Raw genomic sequence first — 26,407 nt, 5'->3', positions numbered from 1 at the left:
TCTGCCCGGACCGCGCAAACAGCTCTGTAAACCCTTCCTATGGAAGTCACTTTAGGTTAATAAACTGCCCATGAACAAAAACGCTGCAATTCTTACCGCCCCGGCCAAAGTTAATCTCTACCTCAGAATCGTGCGTAAAAGAGAGGACGGCTACCATGAACTGGACACCCTGTTCATGCCGTTTCCAGCTCTGGCCGACACCCTTGAGATAACCGAAACAGAAACAGGCTGCACAATAAGCTGCTCCGACTTTGATCTCCCCGCAGAAGAAAATCTCATATATAAGGCATGGGACAGCTATGCTGAATCTACCGGATTCCGTCCGGGTCTGCATGTGGAACTTACCAAACGAACTCCCACCGGAGCAGGTCTTGGCGGCGGCAGTTCGGACGCTGCGGGCATGCTGCGTTTTCTCAATGAACACCCGGACAGTCCCGGCATGGACCACTCAGACCTCAATGCCCTTGCAGCAGGACTCGGAGCGGATGTTCCATTTTTCCTTCTGGACGGTCCGGCATGGGCAAAAGGGATAGGTGAAATTCTTTCACCCTGTGAGGTTGACCTTTCGGGCCTTACTGCGTTACTAGCCTGTCCGGACGTTCATGTTAACACCGCTTGGGCTTATAAAGCGTGGAGCAGTCGGGACAGATCAAAAAATCTGAAAAAAAATGACTCGTTTCACTTGACAACAACAGCCAGTGGTAATAACAAGACGGCCTCCCAAACGAGGGTAACTTTGTTCAACGACTTCGAAGAAGTTGTCCTCCCCGAGTTTTCCGAAATTCGGAAGACGAAGGAATTTCTGCTGAAAAACGGAGCCTGCGGGGCTGTTATGAGTGGAAGCGGAGCAAGCGTAATTTCATTTTTCAAAGATGAAAAAGCAGCTGAAAAAACCGCCTCCGAACTTGAGTCTTCCGGGACGCCCTCTGTTCTTCACACATTTTCATAATTAAAGTATATTTTTCTACATAATCTAGTGCAGGGATGTCGCCAAGTTGGTAAGGCACGTGGTTTTGGTCCACGCATTCGAGGGTTCAAGTCCTTCCATCCCTGCCAAATTCATTTCCTGTCCCCGAGTGGTCAAGGTGGAGACCGACAATGAACGGTGAACTCAAGATTATCAGCGGCTCGTCAAATCTGGCGCTTTCGGAAGCAATCTGTGACCATCTCGGCAGCAAACTGACTCCCTGTCTGCGTGAAAAATTCAGTGATGGCGAAATCCGCATTGAAATTCAGGACAATGTCCGTGGCTGTGATGTATTTGTCGTCCAGTCAACCTGCGATCCCGTAAACTTTCATTTCATGGAACTCTGTCTCATGCTGGACGCGCTCAAGAGAGCCAGCGCCCGCCGTGTGACTGCTGTTGTGCCCTATTACGGATACGCAAGGCAGGACCGCAAAGTGTCCCCCCGCGCACCCATCAGCGCGAAACTCTGTGCCGACTGTCTTACCGTAGCCGGAATGCAGCGTCTGGTAACAATTGACCTCCACGCCGGACAGATTCAGGGATTCTTCAATCTTCCCGTAGACAATATTTACGCAGCTCCCGTACTTCTCGATGAACTGCGCACCCGCGATGAAGAAATGGTCATGGTATCCCCCGATGCAGGCGGAACTGAACGCGCCAGAGCTTACGCAAAACGCCTGAACGCAGGCCTTGCCATCGTGGATAAACGCCGTGACGCGCCCAACCAGGCCAAGGCCATGCACGTTATAGGTGAAGTGAAAGACAAGACCTGCGTAGTCATGGACGACATGATTGACACCGCGGGCACCATCTGCCAGGCAGCCAAGGTCCTCATGGACCACGGCGCAAAAGACGTAATTGCCTGCGCCACCCACCCGGTCCTTTCCGGACCCGCAATGGACAGACTTTCCGCAGCACCTTTTTCCGAGGTGATCGTGACCAACACTCTGCCCATTCCGGAAGAAAAACTCGCCAAGTGTGACAAGATTAAAGTTAAATCTGTCGCCGGAATTCTCGCCAAGTGCATCCACAATGTGCACACCGAGTCCTCCGTAAGCGTGCTTTTCGTTTAAATACGCCTATTCCCACCCTCTGCCGGTCTTTTTGAGCGGCAGCAGGTTAACACATAAGGAGATAACAATGTCTGAGAAAGTAGTTCTCAAAGCGGAAGTCCGCACAGAAACCGGCAAGTCCGCCAACCGTAAACTTCGCAACCAGGGCATGGTTCCTGTTGTTTTCTATACTCAGGAAGGCGACAACAAAGTTCTGGCCGTGAACGAAATTGAATTCGTCAAGGCGTTCCGTTCTACCGGAACAACCCGCGTATTCAGCCTCGAAGTGGAAGGCAAAAGCTATGACACTCTGGTATGGAAAGTTCAGAACGATCCCGTCCGTCCCCGTGTCAACCACATCGACTTCCTCGGCGTTACCGCAGGCAAACCTATCAAGGTTGACGTTCCTGTTGTAACCACTGGAACCGCTCCCGGTGTAAAACTCGGTGGCCGCATGGCTGTATACCGCAACAAACTCACTGTTGCATGTACTGCTGAAACTCTTCCTGCAGTTATTTCTGTTGACATCAGTGGCCTCAATGTTGGCGACACTGTCTTCGTTAACGAAATTGAACTCGGTGAAGGTGCTTCCATTGTCTCTGACAGCAACTTTGCTCTCGTTCGCTGTGCCGCAGGCCGCGGTTCTTCCAAGGCGGGAGAAGAAGGCGAAGAAGGCGAAGAATAGCCTTAAAATACATAAGTGTATTCAGGCCCCGGATTTTCCGGGGCCTTTCCTGTTTCAGGGCCGAAAAAATTTTCATAAAAAGCTTTTCACGGATGGTAGCCGAGATGGAATACAAGGCACTCATAGCCGGACTGGGCAACCCCGGTCCACAATATGCCAGAACCCGCCACAATATCGGGTTCATGGCAGTTGATGCTTTGGCGGAAATGGCCTCCTCCCGCAAGAGCATGCGCTACAAAGAAATAGCTCTTTCTGGTGATTACGAACTTTATTCCGTTAACATCGCCGGAACCAAAGTCCTGGTGACCAAGCCTCTAACTTATATGAATCTCAGCGGAAAGGCTGTGGCAGCCATCTGCGGTAAATTTACTATTCCTGTAGGCAGTGTTATTGTCGTTCATGATGAACTGGACCTGCCGGCGGGAAAAATGAAATTCAAAAAAGGCGGGGGGAACAACGGACACCGTGGACTTGAGTCAATTCAGCAGACAATGGGGTCTCCGGACTTTTTCAGAGTAAGGGTGGGAATCGGGCGCCCCGAATTTTCATCCCAGGTAAAGGATTATGTTCTGGAAGAATTCTCTCCTGAAGAACTGGATATTGCAGCACAGATGTCAACAGCCACAATAAAAGGCCTGAACCTTTATTTCAGGCGCGGGCAAGGAGCGGCAACCCAGTTTATGAACTCCTTTGTTCCAGAAGTAAACGAAACGCAGCCATAGACTATTTCTTACATTTCGGTTACACTTATTCAACACAACAATTCCCCAAATTAAAATTCAGGGGTTCAAAGGAAATGGAAAAGGAATCCACTGCAACAGCACTCGTAACATCCGTTTTACCAATGCGCCAACATTAAACGGACTGTCACCCGGACCTGCACTTCCATTCTTAAAAAGCATTTCTTTTGATAATCCAAGGAGCCATGAGTGTTTGAGCTAGACCAGTTGGTTGTCTACCCTTCACAGGGAGTAGGCAAAGTAGAACGTATTGAAAGTCAGGAAATCGGCGGGGCTACCGCCGAGTTTTATATAGTCCGCATCTTGAGCAATAATGTAACGCTCATGGTTCCGGTCATGAATGCTACAAACGTTGGTTTGAGAGCAGTTTGTGACAAGGAGGCAGGACTCAAAATTTTTGAAAGCCTTAAAGACAGGTCTGACTTTACCGGATACACCGGACAGAACTGGAACAGACGCTACCGCGAATACTCGGAAAAACTCAAGAGCGGTGATCTTCAGGACGTTGCCTACGTTCTTAAGGAACTTTTTCTGATAGGTCGCGACAAAGAGCTCTCTTTCGGCGAACGCAGACTGTTGGAACAGGCTATGGGTCTGGTTTCTATGGAACTTTCCTTTGCGCTTGATCTTGATCAGGAAGAAATCAAAGAACAAATCAACGAACTCTTCAGCGATGTAATTGAAAAGCAGGAAGCTGAATCCTGAAAAACTGACTCAAACATCTTGTCATAAACGATTCTTTCAGTTAATGCCCATATAGTTGCAGCCGCAGGAATGCTCATTTCCCGATTTACCAGAATGTGACGCATGCAAATCCCGGTGATTCAACTGCCAAAGGGCAATGTGAGACTAAATAAACAAGTTGTTTTTTTATTATTCAAGCATAAACACTGCCCCTCGCTTAGGAAATAAATCCAACATAACATTTTCTTTAATTTTACGCTGAAGCAAGTATCCGCGTACTGCCTTGTCCGGCATTGCATGGAATTACTTTTGCAGTAAAAATTTGATACTTTTTAAACTTTTAACTCCGGTTATACAGTATGGGCCAAGATAAAAAGATACAAAACCTGAACCTGACCGAACTTAAACAGAAGAAAATGGCAGATCTTATGGATCTGGCAGCTAAATTCAAAGTGGAAAACCCTAACGGGATGCGTAAGCAGGAGTTGATTTTCGCACTGCTTCAAGGTTGCGCCTCTCAAAACGGGCAGATATACGGAGAAGGCGTTCTGGAAGTTCTTCCCGACGGATTCGGCTTTCTGCGCTCCCCCACTTACAGCTACATGCCCGGTCCTGACGACATTTACGTATCACCTTCACAGATCAGAAGATTCGGACTCAGAAAAGGTGATATCATTTCCGGCCAGATACGCCCCCCTAAAGAAGGTGAAAGATACTTCGCACTGCTGAGGGTGAATGAAATAGGGCTTGAATCCCCTGAACATTCCAGAAATCTGGTTCTCTTTGACAACCTTACACCTATCTATCCCGACAGCCGTTTCAAAATGGAAAACGGCAACAAAAATTTCAGTTCAAGAGTAATCGATATTCTTTCCCCTATCGGACGCGGGCAGCGTGCGCTGCTTGTTGCCCCGCCCCGTACCGGTAAGACCATGATGCTCCAGAACATCGCCAACTCAATCAACGCCAACCATCCCGATGTAGATCTCATAGTACTGCTCATTGACGAGCGTCCCGAAGAAGTTACGGATATGGCCCGCACAGTGAATGCTGAAGTGGTAAGCTCCACTTTTGACGAGCCTCCGCAGCGTCACGTGCAGGTTACTGAAATGGTGCTCGAAAAGGCTAAAAGACTGGTCGAGCGCAAACGTGATGTTGTCATCCTTCTGGACTCCATTACCCGTCTGGGCAGAGCATACAACGCAGTGACCCCATCCTCCGGCAGAGTTCTCTCCGGCGGTCTGGACGCAAACGCAATGCAGCGCCCCAAGCGCTTCTTCGGTGCAGCGCGAAACATTGAGGAAGGCGGAAGTCTGACCATCATCGCCACCGCACTCATCGATACCGGCTCCAGAATGGACGAAGTTATTTTCGAGGAATTCAAAGGCACCGGTAACATGGACCTTTATCTTGACCGCAAACTCGCTGAAAAACGAGTATTCCCCGCGATCGACATCAACCGTTCCGGAACCCGCAAGGAAGAACTGCTTCTGGATCAGGATGTTCTCAACAAAGTTTGGATTCTGCGCAAGCTTCTTGCTCCCATGAACACAATCGATTCCATGGAATTCCTGCTTGATAAGATGAAGGGAACCAAAAACAACGATGAATTCTTTGATATGATGGGTAAATAGACTCTCTGAATATCTGAAAACTGCGAGTTCCATGAGCAGGAAAGGCGCTGAACGATCGTTATTTATACATACGTGAGTTTCAGTTTTTTCTGCAGCTACAAAGCAGATGGAGCTTTATCAGCATTCTCAAGGCCTCATGATTAATCATGAGGCCTTTTTTATTCCAGTCTGCAGGCTCCGCCCTTTACAAGGCAGCATCCAAAACTTAGAGTTCAACATAGTAAGGAGCATTACTGTCTTTTCAATCAAGAATTTAACTATTTTTCATTCACTCTACTCCTTGCTGAATGTCTTCAACTGTAAATTTACACGATTAAAATATGCCCTACAGAAACAGAATATTACTCTATATTTCGACAGTTACCATGCTGTTCTTTCTTACCTTCTGGATAACACCTCAGGCAACCGCTTCATCAATTTTCGGAGAATTCACAGTCTCGGATGAAATCAAACTGGGCAAAGAGTTCGATGAAATGGTTCATAAAAGAATGCCTGTGATCCTTGATCCCCAGGTAACCGGGTATGTGCAGAAACTGGTGGCACGCGTGGCAAGACAAATGCCTCCCCAGCCTTTTCCCATAACTGCCGCGGTAATCAGGAACAACGCCATGAACGCTTTTGCGGTCCCGGGCGGCTATATTTATATTTATACCGGACTCATTCTCAATCTTAAACACGAATCCGAACTTGCTGCTGTAATCGGTCACGAGCTTGCACACGTTTCACTACGGCATGTTGCCCGCCGAATCGAACAGATGAAACTGGTTAACATTGCCAGTGCCCTCGGAACACTTGCGGGCATGCTAATCGGTATGTCCGGTGGGAAAAATGCCGGGAACCTCGGCTCCGCCATCGCGATGGGATCAATGGGAGCGGGACAAAGTGCCTACCTCTCATACACTCAGGCAAATGAACGTGAAGCCGACCATCTCGGCATGAACTATCTAATTGCAGCGGGATACAACCCGGAAGGCATGATCAACAGTTTCAAGGTAATGAAACAGAGGCAGTGGTATGTCAGCAACAGCAACATCCCCACCTATCTCTCAACCCACCCGGGCCTTGACGTACGTATCGACTATCTGAAGGAAAGGTTCCAGCGCATGCCTCCGCAATACTTCCAGCGCCGTGATGATGATGCACAGTTCCAGAAAATCAAGACCCTGATCAGGGCACGAATGACTGATCCTGCAGTTGCCCTTGCACACTACAACAATATTCCAGAAAAGAAACAGACCTGCCTTGACCATCTGGGGCATGGAATAATTCTTTCCCGCATGAAAAAAAATCAGGAAGCTGAAAAAGCTTTCGAGCAGGCGCGCAATGAGTGTCCCGGAGACACGCTCATCCTTCGTGAACAGGGCCGTTTTTATTACACTATAGGCGAAATGGAAAAGGCAGCGCCGTTACTCCGAGAGGCATATATGCGCGACCCGCGTGATGCCATGACCCTGTTTTTCATCGCCCGTGTTGACGCTGCAAGAAAAAATTATGACCAGGCCATCCTGACCATGCGCCGTGTGGCCGAAATGGTCCCCAAGGATCAGGAGATTCACTATCATCTTGGCAGGATGCTGGGAGAATCCGGTAAATATTTTGAAGCTCATGTTCAACTTGCTTATGCCGCCCTGTATGGCAACAATTCCAAACAGGCCATGTTTCACCTGAAGAAGGCAGAAGGACTGGTACGCACCCAGAAACAGAAAGAGATACTCAAGAAACTTCAAGAGACCATAACCCCACCGGAAAATGGAGAAAAGAGAACTGATTAAAACAGCATTCGTTAATTAATTTACGCAAGGCACAGGCATTCATTATCATTAAGTTTGCATCTTACCCATTTTAAGCTAAGTTATTATCAGTAGAACCATATTTGTCTTACTTCAGGCAGCTCAGGATCAGTTGCGCTCACAATCCTGCAATTTTGAGCGATCACAATCCCCTGCCAGACAGACAATTTGAATCCTCCTGTAAACTTCAACTTAAAGGGAAAGGAGAATGGACAAGCTGAAAAAATTTTCGCCTGTAATGGTAACAATACTCCTGTGCCTGATCCCCGCTCCAGAAGGACTCAAACAAGAGGCATGGTATTTCCTGAGCATCTTTATAGGTGTAGTAGTCGGACTGATTATCGAGCCAGTTCCTGCCGCTCTGGTCGGCCTGATCGGTGTTACTGTTGTCGCAATGCTTAAACTGGTTGACCCCAGTGCCTCCGCCAGTCGCAGCTGGGCTCTTTCAGGATTCTCCAACAGTGTCATATGGCTTATCTTCTCGGCCTTCATGTTTGCACTGGGCTACCAAAAAACAGGACTCGGCAAACGGATAAGCCTGCTTCTTATCAAATACCTCGGCAAGAACACTCTTGGACTGGGCTACGCCGTGGCTATCGCAGATGGAATCCTTTCCCCGTTCATGCCCTCTAACACAGCCCGCAGTGCTGGAACTATCTACCCTGTAGTCAGCAACATTCCACCCATTTTCGGTTCCACTCCCGATGAAAACCCGCGCAAAATAGGTTCATACCTGACCTGGGTAGCCCTTGCCGCAACATGTGTTACCAGTTCAATGTTCCTCACTGCTCTGGCACCCAACCTGCTGGCAATCAACCTGATTGAAGGAAGTATCGGTTACACTATCACATGGGGTGAATGGGCTTCTGTAATGGTTCCCGCAATGCTTCCCCTTTTTGTGCTCACTCCCTGGCTTGCTTATGTAATCTACCCGCCCACCCAGAAGCATTCGCCAGAAGCTCCAAACTGGGCTTCAGAAGAGCTCAAGCAAATGGGCAAGATCACCAGAAATGAACTCCTCATGCTCGGCTATGCCGGACTGGCACTTTTTTTGTGGATATTCGGCCGGAAATTCGGGGTGGACGGAACAATGGCGGCCATTTTCGTGCTGACTCTGATGGTATTGACCGGTATTATAACCTGGCAGGATGTTATTACTAACAAAGGAGCATGGAACATTCTCGTATGGTTCGCGACCCTTGTCGCCATGGCAAGCGGACTGAGCAAAACCGGAGTCCTTGACTGGCTTGGTGAGATGGTTTCAATATATCTTTCAGGCATGCCGGGAGAAACTGTCGGTATCGTTCTGGTACTGCTTTTCTTTATCCTGCACTATTTCTTTGCTTCCACCACAGCCCACACCACAGCACTGCTCCCTCTCTTTCTCGCAATCGCGGCCCCGCAGGTAAACCCGGAAATACTGCCTAAAATAGCGCTGATGCTGGCTGGTTCCCTCGGCCTGATGGGCATAATCACTCCGTATGCAACCGGGCCTTCCCCTATCTGGTACGGCTCTGGATTTATCAGTCAGGCCCGCTGGTGGACACTTGGAGCCATCTTCGGCAGTATATATCTGGCGACACTGGTAGTTGCTACCATTGTGTTAATTTAAAAAGGCTTCGCTATTTCTCAAGCCCCTTAATTGACATCAAAAAAAGTCGGCTCAAAACGGGCCGACTTTTGTTCTCATCGGATGATGATATTTTAAGAGAAAAATCCAGCGCTATCATGCCTGTTCCGACTCTTGTGGTTTGAAGCGACATAAGATAGGGTTTCGTGTTCTTCAAGGCTGCGACAGCGCAACCTTCTTACATTGAACTGATTTTAATACAGAAAAAGGCAAGAGCTCCGGCCAACAGCTCTTTATTTTATAACAACAGCATATATTTCAAGGTATAGCCAATATCGCGCCTTGGAATCGTGGACATAGCTTCAGTAATGATAATCGCAAAATCCATCGAAGAGATTACCCGGCAGGAAACCGGCACCTGCGTAACCATCGGAAATTTCGACGGGGTCCACAAAGGACACCAGAAGCTGATCTGCAACACCTGCCAGAAAGCAAAGGCAAACGGCCTTAAAAGTGTTGTGGTTACATTCGACCCCCACCCCTTGAGAGTGCTGGTCAACAGTAAGACCCCGCCATTTATAACCCTTACTTCCCAGAAGCTCGAACTGATCGCCCAGCACAAGCCTGATATAATTCTGGCACTTAATTTCACCCATGAAATCGCCGCCCTCTCCCCGGAAGAGTTCATAAAGAAATTTCTGATTACTCCTCTGAACATGAAGGAAATGGTCGTAGGATACGACTACGCCCTTGGAAAAGGACGCAGCGGGAATTTTGAAGTCCTTTCCGGACTGGGCGCCAAATACGGATACGGAATTGAACGACTCGACCCGGTCATAATAAACGATGCCGTAGTCAGTTCCTCCAGAATCCGTGACCTGGTTCAGGAAGGCAATGTATGGGATGTACGCCCTCTGCTAGGCCGATTCTATCAGGTTCGCGGCGAGGTTGTTCACGGCATGAACCGTGGTGGACGCCTGCTCGGATTTCCCACCGCCAATATCAAGCTTGAAGATGAACTTTTCCCCAAAAAAGGGGTCTACGCCATAAGAGTAGAGGTAGACGGCAAAGTGCTGCCCGGAGTGGCAAATATCGGCAAGAACCCTACTTTCGGCAACGACGCCCTTTCCGTGGAAGCGCACATTCTTGATTTTTCTCAAGACATCTACGGCAAGAGCATCCGTGTTCACTTCATCCAGCGCATACGCTCAGAACGCAAATTCAACGGACTGGATGAACTTAAGGAACGTATCAACATCGATATAGGACTTGCCAAGGAAATTCTTTCATATCCCGAATCCCAGGTGCGGCCGGGGCTGCATCTGACTGAATCCGGTTCTGGAGCCTGTTAATGAGTCCCCTTTTAAAATTTCAGACTTGGACGGATCTGGTCCGTTCCTACCGTAATGTAAGCCATTTCAGATGGCTGTTGCTCGGCATACTTGTAGGTATAATTTCCGGCGTGGTAGCTGTTTTATTCTTTGCCGCTGTTGAATTCGGAAAATTTATTTTCCTGACCAAACTGGCCGGTCTTTCTCTGCCCGCACCTGAAGGTGAAGAAATTTTCCACGGAATTCCAGGGCAGTTGCGTGAGTGGACAATCCCCATCTGCACCACCATCGTGGGACTGCTCACCGGGTGGCTGGTAAACCGCTACATCCCGGAAACAATTTCCGGTGGAACTGACGGAACTGACGCAACAATCAAGTGCTTCCATCAGGGCGGCGGACTCATGAAACCACTGGTTCCCATCATCAAGGGAGCCACTTCCGTTCTGACCATCGCCACAGGCGGCAGTGCAGGCCGTGAAGGCCCCATCACCCAGATGGGAGCAGGAATCGGTTCATGGATGGCCCAAAAGCTTAAGCTCTCTACCAAGGAAAGACGCATACTTCTGCTCTCGGGAGCAGCAGGCGGACTGGGAGCAATCTTCCGCGCGCCTCTAGGCGGCGCATTGACTGCTATTGAAGTAATTTACCGTGAGGACTTTGAATCCGAAGCGATCCTTCCTTCGGTCATTTCTTCAGTGGTATCCTACTCTCTATTTACCCTATTTTATGGATCTGAACCGATTTTCGGTATCCCCAGATTCGTATTTCACGACCCCAGAGAGCTGATCTTCTACACCGCACTGGCGCTGGTCTGCACCCTTGCCGGATGGATGTATATCCGCACTTTCCGCTTTATCAAATACTCTGTATTCTACAAGGTCAAAGACCGCGTGGGCCTCATGTGGGCAACAGGACTTGGCGGACTGCTCATGGGAACCATGGGTATGTTTTTTCCGCAGGTCCTTACCGGAGGTTACGGCTGGCTTGAAATGGCCATCCTCGGAGAACTTCCCCTCATGATGATGGTCGCAATCGTAATCGGTAAGACGATTGCAACATCAACGACCATCGGTTCCGGCATGTCCGGCGGCATGTTTGCCCCCGCACTTTTTGTGGGCGGCATGAGCGGCGGTATCGTCGGACAGATCGCAGGAAAATACTACCCGGACATAGTAACCCAGCCCGGCGGATACGTTCTGGTGGGTATGGCCGCATTCTTTGCCGGAGTAGCCAAGGCCCCCATCGGCCCGCTGATCATGGTCTGCGAACTGACACAGGGTTACGGCCTGCTGGCTCCGCTGATGCTGGCCTCGGCACTTTGTATCGTGCTTGGCAGAAACTTCTCTCTCTATGAGCATCAGGTGGAGAGCAAGTTCGACTCCCCGGCGCATATCGAGGACAAGACCATCAACATCCTCGAAGGGCTGCACGTGGATACCCACTACAAGCCGGGCCGAGTAACCACCCTTGAAGAAGGAACTACTCTCAAGGCCCTTACGGATATCATCGCCAACACCAACGAACTGTATTTTCCGGTAAAGAATGAAGAAGGCGTAATCACCGGTATTCTGACCATTCAGAATGTCAGGAACCACCTCTTCAATCCGGACCTCTTCGACCTTATACTCGCCAAGGATCTGGCTACTATGCCGGCTACCCTTAAAGAAGATGATGACCTTTACACTGCACTGCTTAAATTTGTGGACAGTGACTACGGTCAGATTCCGGTTGTAAGCGAAGATGATCCCAACAGGATTATCGGGATCATCAACAGAGAAAACGTCTTCCGGGCTTACGCCAAGGCCGTCAAAGAGCTCCGCGAGGCTGCTGAGTAGGTTTTGCCTCGCTCTTTCTGGATCTGATTGAATCCGCTTCATAAAATGATTGAAATCCCTCTTCCGACCGTTGTCAGAAGAGGGATTTTTTATATCCCCCCTTGCCAACCCACCCATAAGACTTATGTTCTGATAATTCGAAATTCATCCGGTCGGGACGGGCTATATCCCGTCCGGGTTAAAACTTGAGCTAGATAATTTGAATTCAATCTTCGAACTGAAAAAGAAGATAAATAGATGAATCAGGAGATGAAAATGGAACTCAGAGGTACTACCATTCTGGCAGTCAAAGACGACAACGGCACTGCCATGATCGGTGACGGTCAGGTGACCATGGGGCAGGCCGTTGTAATGAAACACTCCGCAGTGAAGGTGCGGACACTTTATAATGACAAAGTTATTGCCGGGTTTGCCGGTGCTACCGCCGATGCCTTCACTCTCTTCGAACGCTTTGAAAAAAAACTGCAGACATATGCGGGCAACCTTGTCCGTTCTGCTGTTGAAATGGCTACCGACTGGCGAACCGATAAATTTCTTCGCAAACTGGAAGCCATGATCATGGTTGCAGATGCCGAGCACATCCTCATTATCAGCGGTAACGGCGATGTTATCGAACCGGATGACGGGGTGGCGGCCATCGGCTCCGGCGGCTCATATGCCCTTTCCGCCGCGCGGGCTCTGCTGCGCAATACCGACATGCCTGCCAAAGAGATCGCAGAGAAATCCATGGAAATTGCCAGTGAAATATGCGTGTACACTAACGGAAACTACGTTCTCAAAACTCTTGAGAAACAAGACAAATAAATTTGCAAAGGTTTTATAATGAGCAATCTTACTCCCAGAGAAATCGTTTCGGAACTGGACAAATTCATCATTGGACAGGCTGACGCAAAGCGCATGGTCGCAATCGCGATGCGTAACCGCTGGCGCAGACAGCAACTCCCCGCAGAGCTTCGTGATGAAATCGCCCCAAAAAATATTATCATGATGGGCCCCACGGGAGTGGGTAAAACCGAGATAGCACGCCGTCTGGCCAAACTATCCGGATGCCCTTTCTTTAAAGTTGAAGCCACCAAATTCACCGAAGTCGGTTATGTTGGGCGCGATGTTGAATCCATGGTCCGCGACCTCATGGAAATCGGCATAAATCTTGTGCGCAAGGAAGAAACGGAGAAAGTGAAAGTCAAGGCGGAAAAAAACGCTGAAGACGCCCTTCTGGATCTTCTGCTTCCCAACTCCAAACCGCAGCAGCAGGGAATGGGATTTTTCAATAACGCCGAACCTCAGCAGGAAGAAAAGCCGGCTGTGGATTCCTCATCCACCCGGGAGAAATTCCGCAAGATGTGGCGAGAAGGCAGACTGAATGACCGTGAGGTTGAGATTGAAGTTACTGTGCAGGGAGGCGGAGTTGAAATAATGTCCATGCCCGGCATGGAAGATATGGGCATGCAGGTTTCCGACATGATGAGTAAAATGTTTCCCGGAAAGAAAAAGACCCGCAAGGTCAACATCAGGGAAGCATACGAAATTCTCATCCAGCAGGAATCCGAAAAACTAATCGACATGGACAACGTGGCGGAACTCGCCCGCGAAAGAGTGGAACAGAGCGGCATCCTCTTCCTTGACGAAATCGACAAGATTGCCGGGAAACAGGAAGGTGGTTCAACAGATGTTTCCCGTGAAGGTGTACAGCGTGACCTTCTACCTGTTGTTGAAGGGTGCGTGGTCAACACAAAGTACGGTATGGTCAAGACTGACCACATCCTGTTTATCTCCGCAGGTGCTTTCCACTATGCCAAGCCCTCCGATCTCATTCCCGAACTTCAGGGACGTTTTCCCTTGAGAGTAGAACTTTCCTCCCTTGGCAAAGATGAATTCTACAGAATCCTGACCGAACCTCAGAACGCACTTACTGTTCAGTATAAAGCCCTGCTGGAAACCGAACAGCTTACTATCGATTTCAGCAAGGAAGCTCTGGAGGAAGTGGCCTACCATGCCCAGAAGATTAACGAGGAAACCGAAAACATAGGGGCCAGACGTCTTTACACCATCATGGAGAAGATACTTTCCGACCTTTCCTTTGAAGCTCCGGACCGCTCCGGTGAAAGCATTGTCATCGACCGAGAATACGTGCAGGAAAAACTGAAGGACGTTGTGGAAGATCGCGACCTGTCCCGTTACATCCTGTAAATAAATCGGCCATTGACCGAATAGGATCAAAGTATACATTATCAAGCGGGGTATTGCACTGTAATACCCCGCTTTTTTTATATTTTCATAAATTGTGGGTCGGGACAAAATGTGCTAGACAAGCACCTGAACGCATAAAAGCACTTTCTGCCACGTATGATCAACAAGGAAACAGGGACCAGTCATGGCTACCGATTCTTCCATGCAGCCCAGAATCAGGGGCGCTTTCTCAACAAGGATAGTTCAGGAAATAGGGACAGGTACAACCAAGAGAAAGGTTGTTCAATCCTTTCTTTACTATGCCGAGGAAGAAGAGAATGGGGATATCTCCCTGCAGGCACTGAACGAAAATAACGTGCCTTCAGGGGAAGCACTGACAATCAGCAAGGAAGAGCTGCTTGAGTCGTTTACTCCAGAGCTGGAGCTATATACGTCAGAGGTTTTCCCGGCCATGAAAGAGTTGAGCAAAACTCTGGCAAAGGCAGACCGTCAACGTCAGCTGGGAAACACCTTCACCGCAGAAGTGGAATACGGAAAAGCCCTGAATCTTGACGAGGAAAACATCCGCGCGAACTTCGGAATAGGCTTATGCTATCTTTCCAGAAATGAAGATGAAAAGGCGGTTGATATATTCAACCGTCTGGTTAAGCTTGATGCCGCATTTGAAAAGCAGCATAAGCATCTGTTCAACGACTTCGGAATATCCCTTCGCAAAAATCATATGTTTGAAGAGGCTATAGAGTTCTATAAAAGAGCAATCGGGCTGACTGACGACGATGAGAATCTCTTTTTCAACATCGCCCGCTGCCTGTTTGAGCTGGGAAAACGCAAGGAATGCCTCATATATATTGATAAATGCCTGAATCTCAATCCCGGATCACAGCCGGCCATAAAGCTTAAAAAACATATATCAAAAAAAATATCTGTTTAACCCTTCCCTCTTCCTGCACTGAATTTTTATCCCCCCTATTCCAGTATTATCCATTTATGGGGAACTTTTTTTCCCTTTATCATCTTAATTTATCCATACAAATCCTTAAGATAAGCTAATCATAACTTTAGGCACGCCCTTTGCTTAAATACGTGTGAGCGGATTTTTATTCCCGCTTGTACGGTTTAACAGGTTTCGGCGGAGTCAACATATAATGCCGGACCCCTCAAGGAGTTTTTTCATGGCTTTCAGCTCAATGTACATAGGCTCGGCCGGCATCAAGTCGCACGGTATGCTGATGCAGCAGATCGGGGCCAACCTTGCCAACGTGAATACCACGGCCTACAAGAGCGGAGACACTTTTCTTGAAACCTTGAACAGCCAGAGCCACGTCGGTTCCATCTCAGGAGTAGTCGCCGGGGGAGGAGCAAACACAGTCGGGCAGATAGGCCTCGGTTCAAGGGTGTCTTCTACGCGAATCAATTTTAAAGAAGGCTCGTTCGAGCACACCAACAACAGCACCGACCTCGCCATCGGGGGACAGGGATTTTTCCGTGTGGCCAAATCCGATAACACCGGAAGCTACTACACCCGAGCCGGTAATTTCCATTTCGACAAAAACGGAGTTCTCGTGGATTCTCACGAGAATATCCTGCAGGGATACGCCATCGACAATGATGGAAACATCGGAACTGCTTCCCAGAATATAGCCCTGCCCATGAAAACGGAAAAAAATGCTGCAGGTCAGGATGTGCTTGTTGTTAAGTCCGACCCCAAGCCCACTGATGAAGTTTCCATCCGCACCAACCTTGACTCCGGAAGTGTGGACAATACTGAAGTGGAAGGTTCTCCTTTTTTCTCCTTGATGCAGACCTGGAACGGAAAAAATGAGATTCCCCTGACATCCGAGCAATACGCTTACAACACCTCTATCAAGATATATGATGAAAGCGGTGAAACCCATGACATGGTTGTCTATTTTGACAAAGTAACCAATGACGGTGATTCCTCGGACAAGAAGTACTGGGAATACATAGTCACAGTTCCTCCGGGAAGTGACGCAAGTGCCAACGCCGCCACATCCGCTGCCGGACTGCTCATGACAGGTACACTTACTTTTTCCGGTGACGGCACCCTGATCAATCAGAGTGCCTATACCCTGAAGGAAGGTGCCAATGACCCCAAATCCCTCAGCAACTGGACAGTGGCCGCTATGAACAGCAACGGGCTACCGGTTATGAATACGACTCTCAAAGGAGCTGATGGAACAACCAGTACTCAATCCATCTCCCTTAACATGGGAATTCAGTCCGGCAGTGACAGCTGGACCATACCGGGTGCCAACGCCTCCAGTGTAGGCAGTAATGCCTCGAACATTTCGGTCATGAATGACGGCAAGATCAACGCGCTGTCAACCACTGACTATTACGGATCATCTTCCACCATAAGCCAGTCACAGAACGGTTTCGGTGAAGGATACCTGCATAATGTAGACTTTGATTCAGACGGGATCCTGACTGCACATTTCAGTAATGGACTGAGTCAGCAACTGTATCAGGTAAATCTCTACAATTTCAAAAATGAGTATGGATTAAGGCGTGAGGGTTCCAACTATTTCAGCGCCACTCAGGACTCCGGAGACGCGATACAGGGAACCGCCGGAAAGGATGGCCTTGGTTCGGTTGTAGGAAGCAGCCTGGAAACATCGAACGTGGATCTTGCGGAAGAATTTGCCCAGATGATACTCACCCAGCGTGGATTTCAGGCAAACTCCAAGACCATCAGCACAACGGAATCGCTGATAAACACGGCTCTTGGAATCAAGAAATAAAATCTGAAATAATATTGCAGAATAAAACAAAGCCCTTTTCATGAATCATGAAAAGGGCTTTGTTACACTTTATCTCAAGGTAAGTCGCTGCAATCAACTAACCTTTAAGTTTTTCAGCAAGCATACGCAGATGCCCGCGTTCTTCTTCAATACAGTCTTCAACGATTCCGCGCTCTGATTCGGGAACCATTCTTTTCAGCTCGGTGAACAGAAGGATTGTATCTTTTTCAAAACGCATGGCTGCACGAACGGCATCCTCAAAGGTGAAATCTTCATCCTTGAAAGCCGCGGTGTAATCAAAGTTGAACACATCGTGAGAATCCACGAGAGCCATTACGTACTGGGTGTATTCTTCATAATCGCTGCCGGAAGGAATTTCGATATTGCCCAGACGGTCTCGCATATTTCTGAAAAACATCTCATGCTTGGATTCTTCTTCAGCAAAAAAGTCAAAGAATTCCTTGGCACCGGGGTCCTTTGCCTCGTCTGCTGCAAGCAGGTAGAAAGCCTGACCTTTCTGCTCAATTCGCATAGCCAGCTCAACTACTTCATTTGCATTGAAAAAAGTTACCATATTAACTCCTCATGAATTTAATCTATTTAATAGGGATTGTTCAGTCTGATTTTCAGGCAATAAAATCAGTCGAATCTCTGCAAACAGACGGTCATTGCCCACAATATTAACCACTGAAGCTAAAAGCGCAACCGGAATCAGTTATATATTTGCAAAAGACCATTTCGTTTTTTTTCGATTCAACATATAAAAAGATAATGGATTTATCGTTCTATAAACTTCAAAAGGTAATTACTTTTAATCCGGACGGCTTAGACTGCATAATTAATAGTCTGGAATATTGATTAAAATAATTGAATTGACCTGAGACGTCATTCTATTTCAAGCAGAAAAATGGGGAGAAGTTATGTCAGAAGAAATTTATGAAGATCCGGCGCTGCAACATTTTGTAGAACAGTCCATGGACAAACTGGACCAGATAGAAACAGCACTTATGCAACTTGAAAAAAGCAAAAGTCCCTCACCCGCTGTAGTTGCACAGGTTTACGGAATACTCGTCTCTCTCAAGGAAAGCGCGGCATTGCAGGAACTGCGCAAAATCAGTCAGGTAGCAGATGCTATCGGACAGGTTCTTGACCAAGTATACAAAAATAAAATTGAGCTCAGCTCTGATCTGCTCAATATAGTTATCGATTCATTTGATAAACTCAACGAGATGGTCAGCAACGCCACCCTTAGCAATGATTATGACATACGTATTGTAACCCTGCCTCTGGAAGAAATAAGCAAGCATGGCATTGTTCTTGACGAAGGACAGGAGACTTCACCGGAAAAACCACTTGAGACTCAGAAAGTGAAACCGGAGCCGGTAAAAGAAATGCCGGAAAACAAACCGCAACCTGAAACTGTGGCATCTCCGGACCCTGTGGTTCCCCCGAAGCCCGCCATTATCCCTGAGCCTGCCGCTATACCGGAACCAGCTCCAGAGCGCAGTACTTCTGAAACGGAAAACACAACGGATTCCCACAGTGTTTCGGCACGAAAGTTCCGCAAAAAATACAGAATCAAAAAAGAGATTGATCTTGCTAGCAACGCCAACCCACTTGGTGTTTCCAAAGCCGTTTCCAATACCATAAAGAACATGGCCAATAACTGCAGTGCCTTTGATATCGACACTGCGGACGGACTGAAGTTCAGCCTCGCCAAACGCCACGATGTAAGTGAAGAATCCATCGTCATAGCCAACTCTTCCGTAGAGCTTCTGGATCTAACCCTGCGTCTGAGTGTCAGTCCGGGTATCGACCATGTCCTCTCATACGAACACGGACTTACTGAGTACAGCCGTATAGCCGCCCTTAATGGTGTGGAACTCCTCCGGCTGCCGAGGGGAAGAAACTATTCTCCACCACTTGATCAGCTAGTTACTACAGCCAATGAAAATACCGCGGCGGTTATTATAACCAACCCCGATATTCCTTCCGGTTACGGTGTTCCGGCAGAAGAGCTGGCTACCATGGTCAACCTTCTTCCCGAAAAGACGCTGCTCATCGTTGATGAAAAATATGTGGAATTCGCATGGCCTGAAGATGACTATTCTATGGTCAGCTTTCTTGAAAAGGCTCCCAATCTTGTAATTCTGCGCAGTTTTTCCTGGTCATTCGGACTGCGCGGCGTTGGCCTCGGCTACGCCCTGATGAACAGAGACAGAGCTAATATTTTCGAGGAATCAAGACTTCCGATTCCTTTAAGCCCCCTGAACCTTGCCGCAGGACAGGCTGCCCTCAACCATAATGAGTTTTATTACTCCACAATAGATCTCATCATAAGAGGAAGAGAACGGGTGCAGAAGGGGCTGGAAGAACTGGGATGCACAGTTTACCACAGTCAGGGCAATTTTATAATGTTCAGCGGCCCTGTCCCGGCAAAGGAACTTTATGAATCACTTCACGAATACGGATTCAAGGTAAGTCTCCTTGACCGGTATGGACTGCCGGATATGCTGAAAGTTTCAATAGGCAACAACTCCACCAACCGGATGTTTCTTGCTGCCATGAAGAACATTCTCTAATCCATATCAGGGGGAACAATGAAAAGGATACTTCTGACTCTATCAATTAGTGCACTGCTGGCCGGGTGCTCCGGACACGCAACCACAATGCAGGATGTCCGTGCCTACTGCAGGTCCGTCACCACTAATATGGACTGCGAAGCTCAGGACTCAATATGTGCCCGGTATTCGGAGGTCACCCTCAGGGACTACAGTTCAGCCAAGGAATGCCGCCAGTCCTGTGAAAAAGTGAGACAGGAATCTGCAATGCATCAGGGACTTCAGTCCTGTCTGGATCTTTACCAGACCGTAGAAGGCAAGTGCAACGAATTCTGCAACGACAACTATAAATAAGACGCTGCAGCTCAGACGGTCCGTCTTGCCAGATTGTAAACTCTGGCGTAAAAGCAGATTGATTATTCCGGCAGTACCAGCCAGTTTCGCAGGTACTGCCGTTCTTCCGTTAAAATAAACAACCAAAGGATTTGCTGCCATGCTTAAACGGCTGACCGTAGGGCAAAAGATTTTCTGTAGTTTTCTGGTAGTGTTCATTCTTTTCGGCTTCGTCGGCATGGAGTCACTGGTGGCGCTTAAAGAGTCTTCAACAGGATTTACCGGCTACCGTGAATATGCTCAGGACTCCAACCTTCTCGGGGAAATTCAGGCCAAACTTCTGGAAGGACGAACCGATGTAAAAGACTACATCATCACCGGGGACAGCAAATACCTGGAGAAGTATACGCAGAGCCAAAGCTCAGTTATTCCACTTTTCGATTCAGCGAAGAACACTATAAATTCCGGGGAACGAAAAGCACTGCTGAATGAAGCCAGAGCTCTTCTCTCCGAATATGATGAACGCTTTGAAGATGTTGCAAAGGCTCAAGCTCAAAGAGACAAAATAGCTGATGAAACCATGATTCCAGCCGGAAATATTATGGAGCAGACCTTTGAGCAGATAATTGACGGAATCGGCAAAAAAGGAACCAACTCAGAAGCTCTCTACTGGTGCGCCAAAGGAGTTCGCAACCTTATCCTCGGAAGATTATACGCTGCTAAATATATTGAAATCAGCCTCGAGTCCCATGCAGAGCGCTCACTAAATGAGATGCAGGAACTTAAGGTCGTGACAGACAGTCTTTCAGGCCTTCTTAAAGGAAACAACTATAGACTCCTTGAATCCATCAAGCAAAACCGCGACCTGTACGTCAAAGGGATGCACGAACTAGTTTCTGTAACGGAAAAACGGGACCGACTCATAAATTCCGAACTTGATGTGATCGGCCCCAAAATGGCAACACTGATTGAACAGGCAAAGCAATCAGTAATCTCCGATCAGGACAAACTCGGCCCCACTTTACAGGCACGCAATGACCGGGCAATCACCAACACATATGTTATAGGATTTTTCGTGGTTACCCTTGGACTATGCGCTGTTTTTTTCATCGGCCGCGACATTACGGTTCCGCTGCAGAAAGTAGTGGATGCCGCCCACAGGATTGCCGAGGGCGACATGAGTTCTACTATCTCCAGTTCCGACCGTAAGGATGAACTGGGAGCTCTCGCCAGGGCCTTCAACCGGATGACAGAATCGCTCAACGAAATGGCCGGAGCAATGGAACGGGTGGCAGATTCCGACCTGACAGTTTCAGTTACGCCCAGATCGGACAAAGATACGATAGGTAAGGCACTTGCGATAATGGTGGAGAACCTCAAAAGCGACAACCGCAAAATACATGAAGCTGTCCGCACCCTCTCCACTTCTCTCAGCCAGATTTCAGCGGCTTCTGCCGAGTTGACAGCCAGTGCCGCGGAAACAGCCAGTGCGGTTGCCGAGACAAACGCCACCGTTGAAGAAGTAAAACAGACAGCTCACCTCTCCAACGAGAAATCAAGACAGGTGGCCGATGTCGCGCGCAAGGCCGTTACCACCTCGCAGCAGGGCAAGAAAGCAGCCGAGGACGCTGCCTCGGGCATGAAAAATATCCGCACCCAGATGGATACCATCGCCCAGTCCATTGTTAAGCTTTCAGAGCAGTCCCAGCACATCGGGGATATTATATATGTAGTCAACGACATTGCCGACCAATCCAATATTCTGGCTGTAAACGCGTCAATAGAAGCTTCAAAGGCCGGGGAGGAAGGACGAGGGTTCACCGTGGTGGCAAGAGAAATAAGAAACCTCTCCGACCAGTCCAAACATTCGGTATCCCAGATCCAATCCATCCTCGCGGATATACAGAAAGCAACAAGTTCAGCGGTAATGATTACCGAGGAAGGCGGCAAGGCTGTTGAGTCCGGAGCCAGACTATCATCCCAGACCGGTGAATCAATCCTGAACCTGAGTTCCGTGATAAACCAGTCAGCCCAGTCATCCGCCCAGATTGCTGCGTCCAGTCAGGAACAGTTGGCCGGAATGGATCAGGTTGCAGTGGCACTGTCTTCAATCAAACAGGCTGGAGAACAGAACCTTGAAAGCTCCCGTCAGTTGGAAGAAGCAGTTAAAGACCTTGATCAGCAGGCAAGGTCGCTGCAGAATATGATGGAGCGTTTCAAGATTTAAGCGCATTTAACGCACAATGATTATAAACTTATTGTTAAGACATAGGCTTTAACCTTCTTATTGTAGTGCCGACCCCATTTCATGGATTTCACGGCTGCCGGGTTTACCCCAAAAAAGTAATCCCCCTGACGAAAGAGATCGTCAGGGGGATTACTTTTTGCGAAGGACCGAAAACGCCTCAGTATTAAAGAACATTACATTTAAATAAATATTTTAAACAATAAAAAACAGATAGTTAAATAGCATAAAAAAGAAACACACCATATCTTCCCTTCTTATAGCTACCACAGATCTCTAGCAATTTTATTTAAACATGATAAAATTTACTCTTTGCGAAAATTACCCCCCTCAAATTACATTATATCTCATAGAACACCTAGATATTAACAAATTAACAATTTTATACTTAAACCACACAAGAATGAGCACTAGCCACAAAAAACCAAAAACTCCCCTAGTAAAAGATTTTAATAAACCCTTATTTTAATTAACTTTTTATATTAGAAGAAAAATTTATAATTATAACACAGATAACAACATACAGTAAACAAGCTTCTCAATTGTTTTTTTATATCTTAATTTTCAATACCTTATAGATTATTTCTATCATTTTTTCAAAAATGTCTTTTTAAATTCTATCTTTTGCGATAATTTTCATCATCCAATAACGAAATCGGAACTTCTTAATGAACACTTCAGGAGGTAAGGAATGAAGAAAATTATTTTCAGGTCGCTCTTGGCCCTAATGGTTCTGGGCCTTGCGGTTGTCATTATGTCTGGATGCTCCAAGCAGGAAGAAAAAATCAAAATCGGATTTAATATTCCTCTTACCGGCGACATACCCAAGGTCGGGGAGTCTTCAAAGAACGCCGCGGAGATGCTGCTGGCCGACATCAATGCACAGGGAGGACTTGAGGTAGGCGGAAAGAAAATACCTCTTGAGTTCATTTATGAAGACAACGAATCAAAAGCCGAATCAGCTGTAAACGCCGCCCTGAAGCTGATTGAGCAGGACAGTGTCGTAGCAATCATCGGTCCCAACTCATCAAAGCAGGCAGTTCCCGCCGGTGGAACCTGCAACGACAACCGCACACCAATGGTTTCCCCTTGGTCCACCAACCCCGATACCACCAAAAACCGCCCTTGGGTTTTCCGTGCGGCCTTCCTTGATCCTTTCCAGGGTCCGGTAGCCGTAAACTTCGCTTCCAAGCAGTTCAAAGCCACAAAAGCAGCAGTTCTTTTCGATATATCCAATGACTATTCAAAAGGTCTGGCTGAAATTTTCAAGAATGTTTTTGATAAAAAATTCGGTGATGGATCTGTAGTTGCTTTCGAATCCCATGGGACAAAAGATCAGGACTTCTCCGCACAGCTTACTAAAATCATCAACGCGAAACCGGATTTCATATTCCTTCCGGATAACTACAACCAGGTTGCTCTGATTGTTAAACAGGCCCGTGATCTCGGTTGGAAAGGTCCCTTCATGGGTTCTGATGCCTGGGGTTCTGCCGAACTGATGAAACTCTGCGGCGACGACTGTAAAGGTCAGTTCTTCTCCACCCACTACGCCGCAGCCGGCGCAAAAGGAGCCACCAAGGAATTCATTGACCGCTACGAAGCCAAATACGGCGAGACTCCTGACGATGTCGCAGCCCTCACATGGGACGCAACCCGTCTGGTGCTGCAGGCAATCAAGGATTCCGGCTCCTACAACTCCAATGTAAAAGACGAGCGCAAAGCTATCCGCAACGCCCTTGCCTCCATCAAGGAATTTGCAGGTATAACCGGTTCCATGAAATTCGATGAACAAGGTGATCCCATCAAATGCGCCGTTGTTGTTCGCATTGACGATAACGGTAATTTCGTTTTCGCCGAATCCGTCTGCCCTTAATCCATTCAAATTATATATTCAGATGGCGGAACAGCTGATTCCGCCGTCTGAATGCTTACACAGATGCTCCCGTTCGGAAAACAACTGCCGGACGTCATAATTTTAATCGGAAGACCTGCGGTCTTTCAATAAAGAAAAGGATGACCGACAGTGGATATCCTAATCCAGAACCTGCTCAATGCCCTGCAATGGGGTAGCTTCTACGCCCTTATCGCACTGGGTTACACCCTTGTTTACGGTGTCCTGCTGCTGATCAATTTCGCTCATGGCGATATCTTCATGGTCGGCGCATATATCGCTTTTTTCGTAGCAACTTTATTTCTCGGACTGTTTGAATTTTCTTCCTGGATGGTGCTGGCACTTACCGTGCCATTGACCATGATACTTACCGCCGGGGTCGGTGTAACTCTTGAAAGAATTGCCTACAGGCCGTTGCGAAGAAAAGGTGCACACCGTCTTTATGTTGTAATCACAGCTCTTATGTGCGGTCTGATTCTGGAAAACGGCAACCTTGCCCTTCTTGGTGCAAGCCGTAAAAAATTTCCGGAACTTCTCGACAAGGTTATTTACACTTTTGGCAATGTATCCGTTACCAACCTCAAAATCATTGTTATTCTTGCGGCCATCGCGGTTTTCATACTCTTGCAGTTCATTGTGACCAAGACCAAGATAGGTATGGCCATGCGCGGAATATCCTATGATAAATTCGCCATTCCGCTCATGGGAATTCCCATCGATAACGTGATAGTTTTCACCTTTGTGCTGGGTTCAGGAATGGCTGGTCTGGCTGGTCTTCTTTTTGCCATGTCCTACCCCATCCTTGAACCTTATATGGGAGCGCTTATCGGCTGGAAAGCCTTTATCGCCGCTGTGGTTGGAGGAATCGGTGATATCAGAGGGGCCTTTATCGGCGGATTCCTGCTCGGCTTCATTGAAGTGGGAGTTGTAGCCATGTTTCCCTCAACCTTCCGTGACCTTTTCGCCTTTTCAATCCTGCTGGTCATCCTCTGGATGAAACCGACCGGAATATTCGGCGTAGCCAAGACCACCAAGATCTAAGGCGGGATACTGACAATGCAGAAATACACCTTCAATATCGGTATCTGGACTATGGCGGCAATTGTAGTGCTGCTGTCCCAGTTCAGCGCAATAGACCTTTATATCCAGTCGGTGGTCATGTTCATCGGCATTAACATCATCCTTTCATCCAGCCTGAACGTGGTTAACGGTTATATGGGAGAATTCTCCTGCGGCCATGCGGGATTCATCTGTATCGGCGCCTATGTTTCATCCGTACTGAGCGTTATGTTTTTCGCACAGGACAAAATATTCGGCGCGCCGATCCTGCCCCCGGAACTCGCTCCGCTGGGATTCCCCATTATCGTGATCATTTCCGGACTTGTCTCAGCCGTAGCCGGGTTGATTGTGGCCATCCCCTCTTTCAAAACAAGGGGAGACTATCTGGCCATCATCACTATCGCCGCCAACTACATGGTCATCTCGGCCATTGAGAATATGGATATAATCGGCGGCCCGCGCGGATTCATGGGCATGAAGCGGGTAGTCAACGCCATGGAGGACCTCGTCGACATCCCCTGGATGATGATCTGGGTTATCCTTGGAACTTTCGCCAGTGTCTGGATGATCCGGCGCTTCGTTTCTTCCACTTACGGCAAGGGAATCATGGCTATATGTCAGGACGAAGTTGCCGCTGAAATAATGAGCGTAAACACAAACAAGATGAAAATGGCCGCCTTTATGCTGTCTTCCGGTCTGGCCGGTGTGGGCGGGGCCCTCTTCGCCCATGTTCTGGGCTACGTGAATCCACAGTCCTTCAATATCATGAAATCCACAGAGTGCATGGTCATGGTTTACCTTGGAGGCATGGGTTCCCTTGGCGGCTCGGTCATTTCTGCCATCTTCTTTACTCTGATGCTGGAAATGCTGCGCTTCATTATCCCGGCAATCGATACAGGTCTGCATTTCCTTAACCTGCTCCCGGACGGCTACCATCTGAGTCAGGTCTGGAAATGGGTTCTCATTCCCCTGACTCTGATTCTGCTTATGCAGTTCAGGCCGGAAGGAATCATGGGTAACAAGGAACTGCCCGACTTGTTCCCGCGGCTTAAGAAATTTTATAAATTCAAATAGCCGA

General features: G+C 48.0%; 21 protein-coding genes and 1 tRNA gene. 21 read left to right on the top strand and 1 reads right to left on the bottom strand.

All coding sequences use genetic code 11. The annotated features are described in order from the left end of the window. The first annotated feature begins 70 nt into the window (after positions 1-70). From ispE to ACZ5PW_RS08340, 15 genes are all read left to right on the top strand, one after another. On the top strand, positions 71-949 hold the full coding sequence (gene ispE / locus ACZ5PW_RS08410; protein WP_464559820.1) for a 4-(cytidine 5'-diphospho)-2-C-methyl-D-erythritol kinase: 879 nt from the start codon (positions 71-73) through the stop codon (positions 947-949). 31 nt (positions 950-980) lie between these two features. Next, a tRNA-Gln gene (locus tag ACZ5PW_RS08405) sits at positions 981-1,056 on the top strand. Between the two features lie 42 nt (positions 1,057-1,098). Next, entirely contained in the window at positions 1,099-2,040 is a 942-nt protein-coding gene (locus tag ACZ5PW_RS08400; protein ID WP_464559818.1) for a ribose-phosphate diphosphokinase, read from the top strand. 67 nt (positions 2,041-2,107) lie between these two features. Continuing rightward, positions 2,108-2,704: a 50S ribosomal protein L25 gene (locus ACZ5PW_RS08395; RefSeq protein WP_464559816.1), complete on the top strand. Its 597-nt coding sequence runs from the start codon at positions 2,108-2,110 to the stop codon at positions 2,702-2,704. Positions 2,705-2,808: 104 nt separating this feature from the next. Continuing rightward, complete coding sequence (gene pth, locus ACZ5PW_RS08390; RefSeq protein ID WP_464559813.1) at positions 2,809-3,426, top strand: aminoacyl-tRNA hydrolase; 618 nt, start codon at positions 2,809-2,811, stop codon at positions 3,424-3,426. A gap of 207 nt (positions 3,427-3,633) precedes the next feature. Beyond that, complete coding sequence (locus ACZ5PW_RS08385; RefSeq protein WP_464559811.1) at positions 3,634-4,149, top strand: CarD family transcriptional regulator; 516 nt, start codon at positions 3,634-3,636, stop codon at positions 4,147-4,149. Positions 4,150-4,487: 338 nt separating this feature from the next. Beyond that, entirely contained in the window at positions 4,488-5,762 is a 1,275-nt protein-coding gene (gene rho / locus ACZ5PW_RS08380) for a transcription termination factor Rho (RefSeq protein ID WP_464559809.1), read from the top strand. A gap of 320 nt (positions 5,763-6,082) precedes the next feature. Further along, the gene (locus tag ACZ5PW_RS08375) at positions 6,083-7,534 is read left to right on the top strand and encodes a M48 family metalloprotease (protein WP_464559807.1); all 1,452 of its coding nucleotides are present in this window, start codon (positions 6,083-6,085) and stop codon (positions 7,532-7,534) included. Between the two features lie 226 nt (positions 7,535-7,760). Further along, positions 7,761-9,164 (top strand): anion permease, encoded by a 1,404-nt coding sequence (locus ACZ5PW_RS08370; protein WP_464559805.1) that lies wholly within the window; start codon positions 7,761-7,763, stop codon positions 9,162-9,164. A 326-nt stretch (positions 9,165-9,490) separates the two neighbouring features. Continuing rightward, positions 9,491-10,474 carry a bifunctional riboflavin kinase/FAD synthetase gene (locus ACZ5PW_RS08365; RefSeq protein ID WP_464559803.1) on the top strand — a complete coding sequence of 328 codons (984 nt, stop codon included), beginning with the start codon at positions 9,491-9,493 and terminating at the stop codon, positions 10,472-10,474. Further along, entirely contained in the window at positions 10,474-12,288 is a 1,815-nt protein-coding gene (locus ACZ5PW_RS08360; RefSeq protein ID WP_464559800.1) for a chloride channel protein, read from the top strand. The genes ACZ5PW_RS08365 and ACZ5PW_RS08360 overlap by 1 nt, the downstream gene beginning before the upstream one ends. A gap of 255 nt (positions 12,289-12,543) precedes the next feature. Continuing rightward, complete coding sequence (gene hslV / locus ACZ5PW_RS08355) at positions 12,544-13,092, top strand: ATP-dependent protease subunit HslV (protein ID WP_464559798.1); 549 nt, start codon at positions 12,544-12,546, stop codon at positions 13,090-13,092. Between the two features lie 18 nt (positions 13,093-13,110). Next, on the top strand, positions 13,111-14,478 hold the full coding sequence (gene hslU, locus ACZ5PW_RS08350) for an ATP-dependent protease ATPase subunit HslU (protein WP_464559796.1): 1,368 nt from the start codon (positions 13,111-13,113) through the stop codon (positions 14,476-14,478). A 184-nt stretch (positions 14,479-14,662) separates the two neighbouring features. Continuing rightward, positions 14,663-15,409 (top strand): tetratricopeptide repeat protein, encoded by a 747-nt coding sequence (locus ACZ5PW_RS08345; protein ID WP_464559794.1) that lies wholly within the window; start codon positions 14,663-14,665, stop codon positions 15,407-15,409. Positions 15,410-15,650: 241 nt separating this feature from the next. Beyond that, positions 15,651-17,240 carry a flagellar hook protein FlgE gene (locus ACZ5PW_RS08340; protein ID WP_464559792.1) on the top strand — a complete coding sequence of 530 codons (1,590 nt, stop codon included), beginning with the start codon at positions 15,651-15,653 and terminating at the stop codon, positions 17,238-17,240. A 97-nt stretch (positions 17,241-17,337) separates the two neighbouring features. Here ACZ5PW_RS08340 and ACZ5PW_RS08335 read toward each other — a convergent pair whose 3' ends face one another. After that, on the bottom strand, positions 17,338-17,814 hold the full coding sequence (locus ACZ5PW_RS08335; RefSeq protein WP_464559790.1) for a ferritin-like domain-containing protein: 477 nt from the start codon (positions 17,812-17,814) through the stop codon (positions 17,338-17,340). Between the two features lie 346 nt (positions 17,815-18,160). Between ACZ5PW_RS08335 and ACZ5PW_RS08330 the strand changes: the two genes are divergently transcribed. The 6 genes from ACZ5PW_RS08330 to ACZ5PW_RS08305 all read left to right on the top strand — a co-directional run bounded on the left by ACZ5PW_RS08330 (position 18,161) and on the right by ACZ5PW_RS08305 (position 26,403). Continuing rightward, a complete protein-coding gene (locus ACZ5PW_RS08330; protein WP_464559788.1) occupies positions 18,161-19,822 on the top strand; it encodes a pyridoxal phosphate-dependent aminotransferase in 1,662 nt (553 codons plus the stop codon). Positions 19,823-19,840: 18 nt separating this feature from the next. Then, positions 19,841-20,155 (top strand): lipoprotein, encoded by a 315-nt coding sequence (locus ACZ5PW_RS08325; protein ID WP_464559786.1) that lies wholly within the window; start codon positions 19,841-19,843, stop codon positions 20,153-20,155. A 139-nt stretch (positions 20,156-20,294) separates the two neighbouring features. Then, positions 20,295-22,361 (top strand): HAMP domain-containing methyl-accepting chemotaxis protein, encoded by a 2,067-nt coding sequence (locus tag ACZ5PW_RS08320; protein WP_464559784.1) that lies wholly within the window; start codon positions 20,295-20,297, stop codon positions 22,359-22,361. A 709-nt stretch (positions 22,362-23,070) separates the two neighbouring features. Further along, on the top strand, positions 23,071-24,252 hold the full coding sequence (locus ACZ5PW_RS08315; protein WP_464559782.1) for an ABC transporter substrate-binding protein: 1,182 nt from the start codon (positions 23,071-23,073) through the stop codon (positions 24,250-24,252). Between the two features lie 150 nt (positions 24,253-24,402). Continuing rightward, positions 24,403-25,311, top strand: a complete 909-nt coding sequence (locus ACZ5PW_RS08310) for a branched-chain amino acid ABC transporter permease (RefSeq protein WP_464559780.1) — start codon at positions 24,403-24,405, stop codon at positions 25,309-25,311. Between the two features lie 15 nt (positions 25,312-25,326). Next, on the top strand, positions 25,327-26,403 hold the full coding sequence (locus tag ACZ5PW_RS08305) for a branched-chain amino acid ABC transporter permease (protein ID WP_464559778.1): 1,077 nt from the start codon (positions 25,327-25,329) through the stop codon (positions 26,401-26,403). The last annotated feature ends 4 nt before the right edge of the window (positions 26,404-26,407 follow it).

This window comes from Maridesulfovibrio salinus (genome assembly GCF_055394525.1).
Note: the sequence above shows the minus strand (reverse complement) of the source record. Positions and strands in the feature narration are given on the sequence as shown.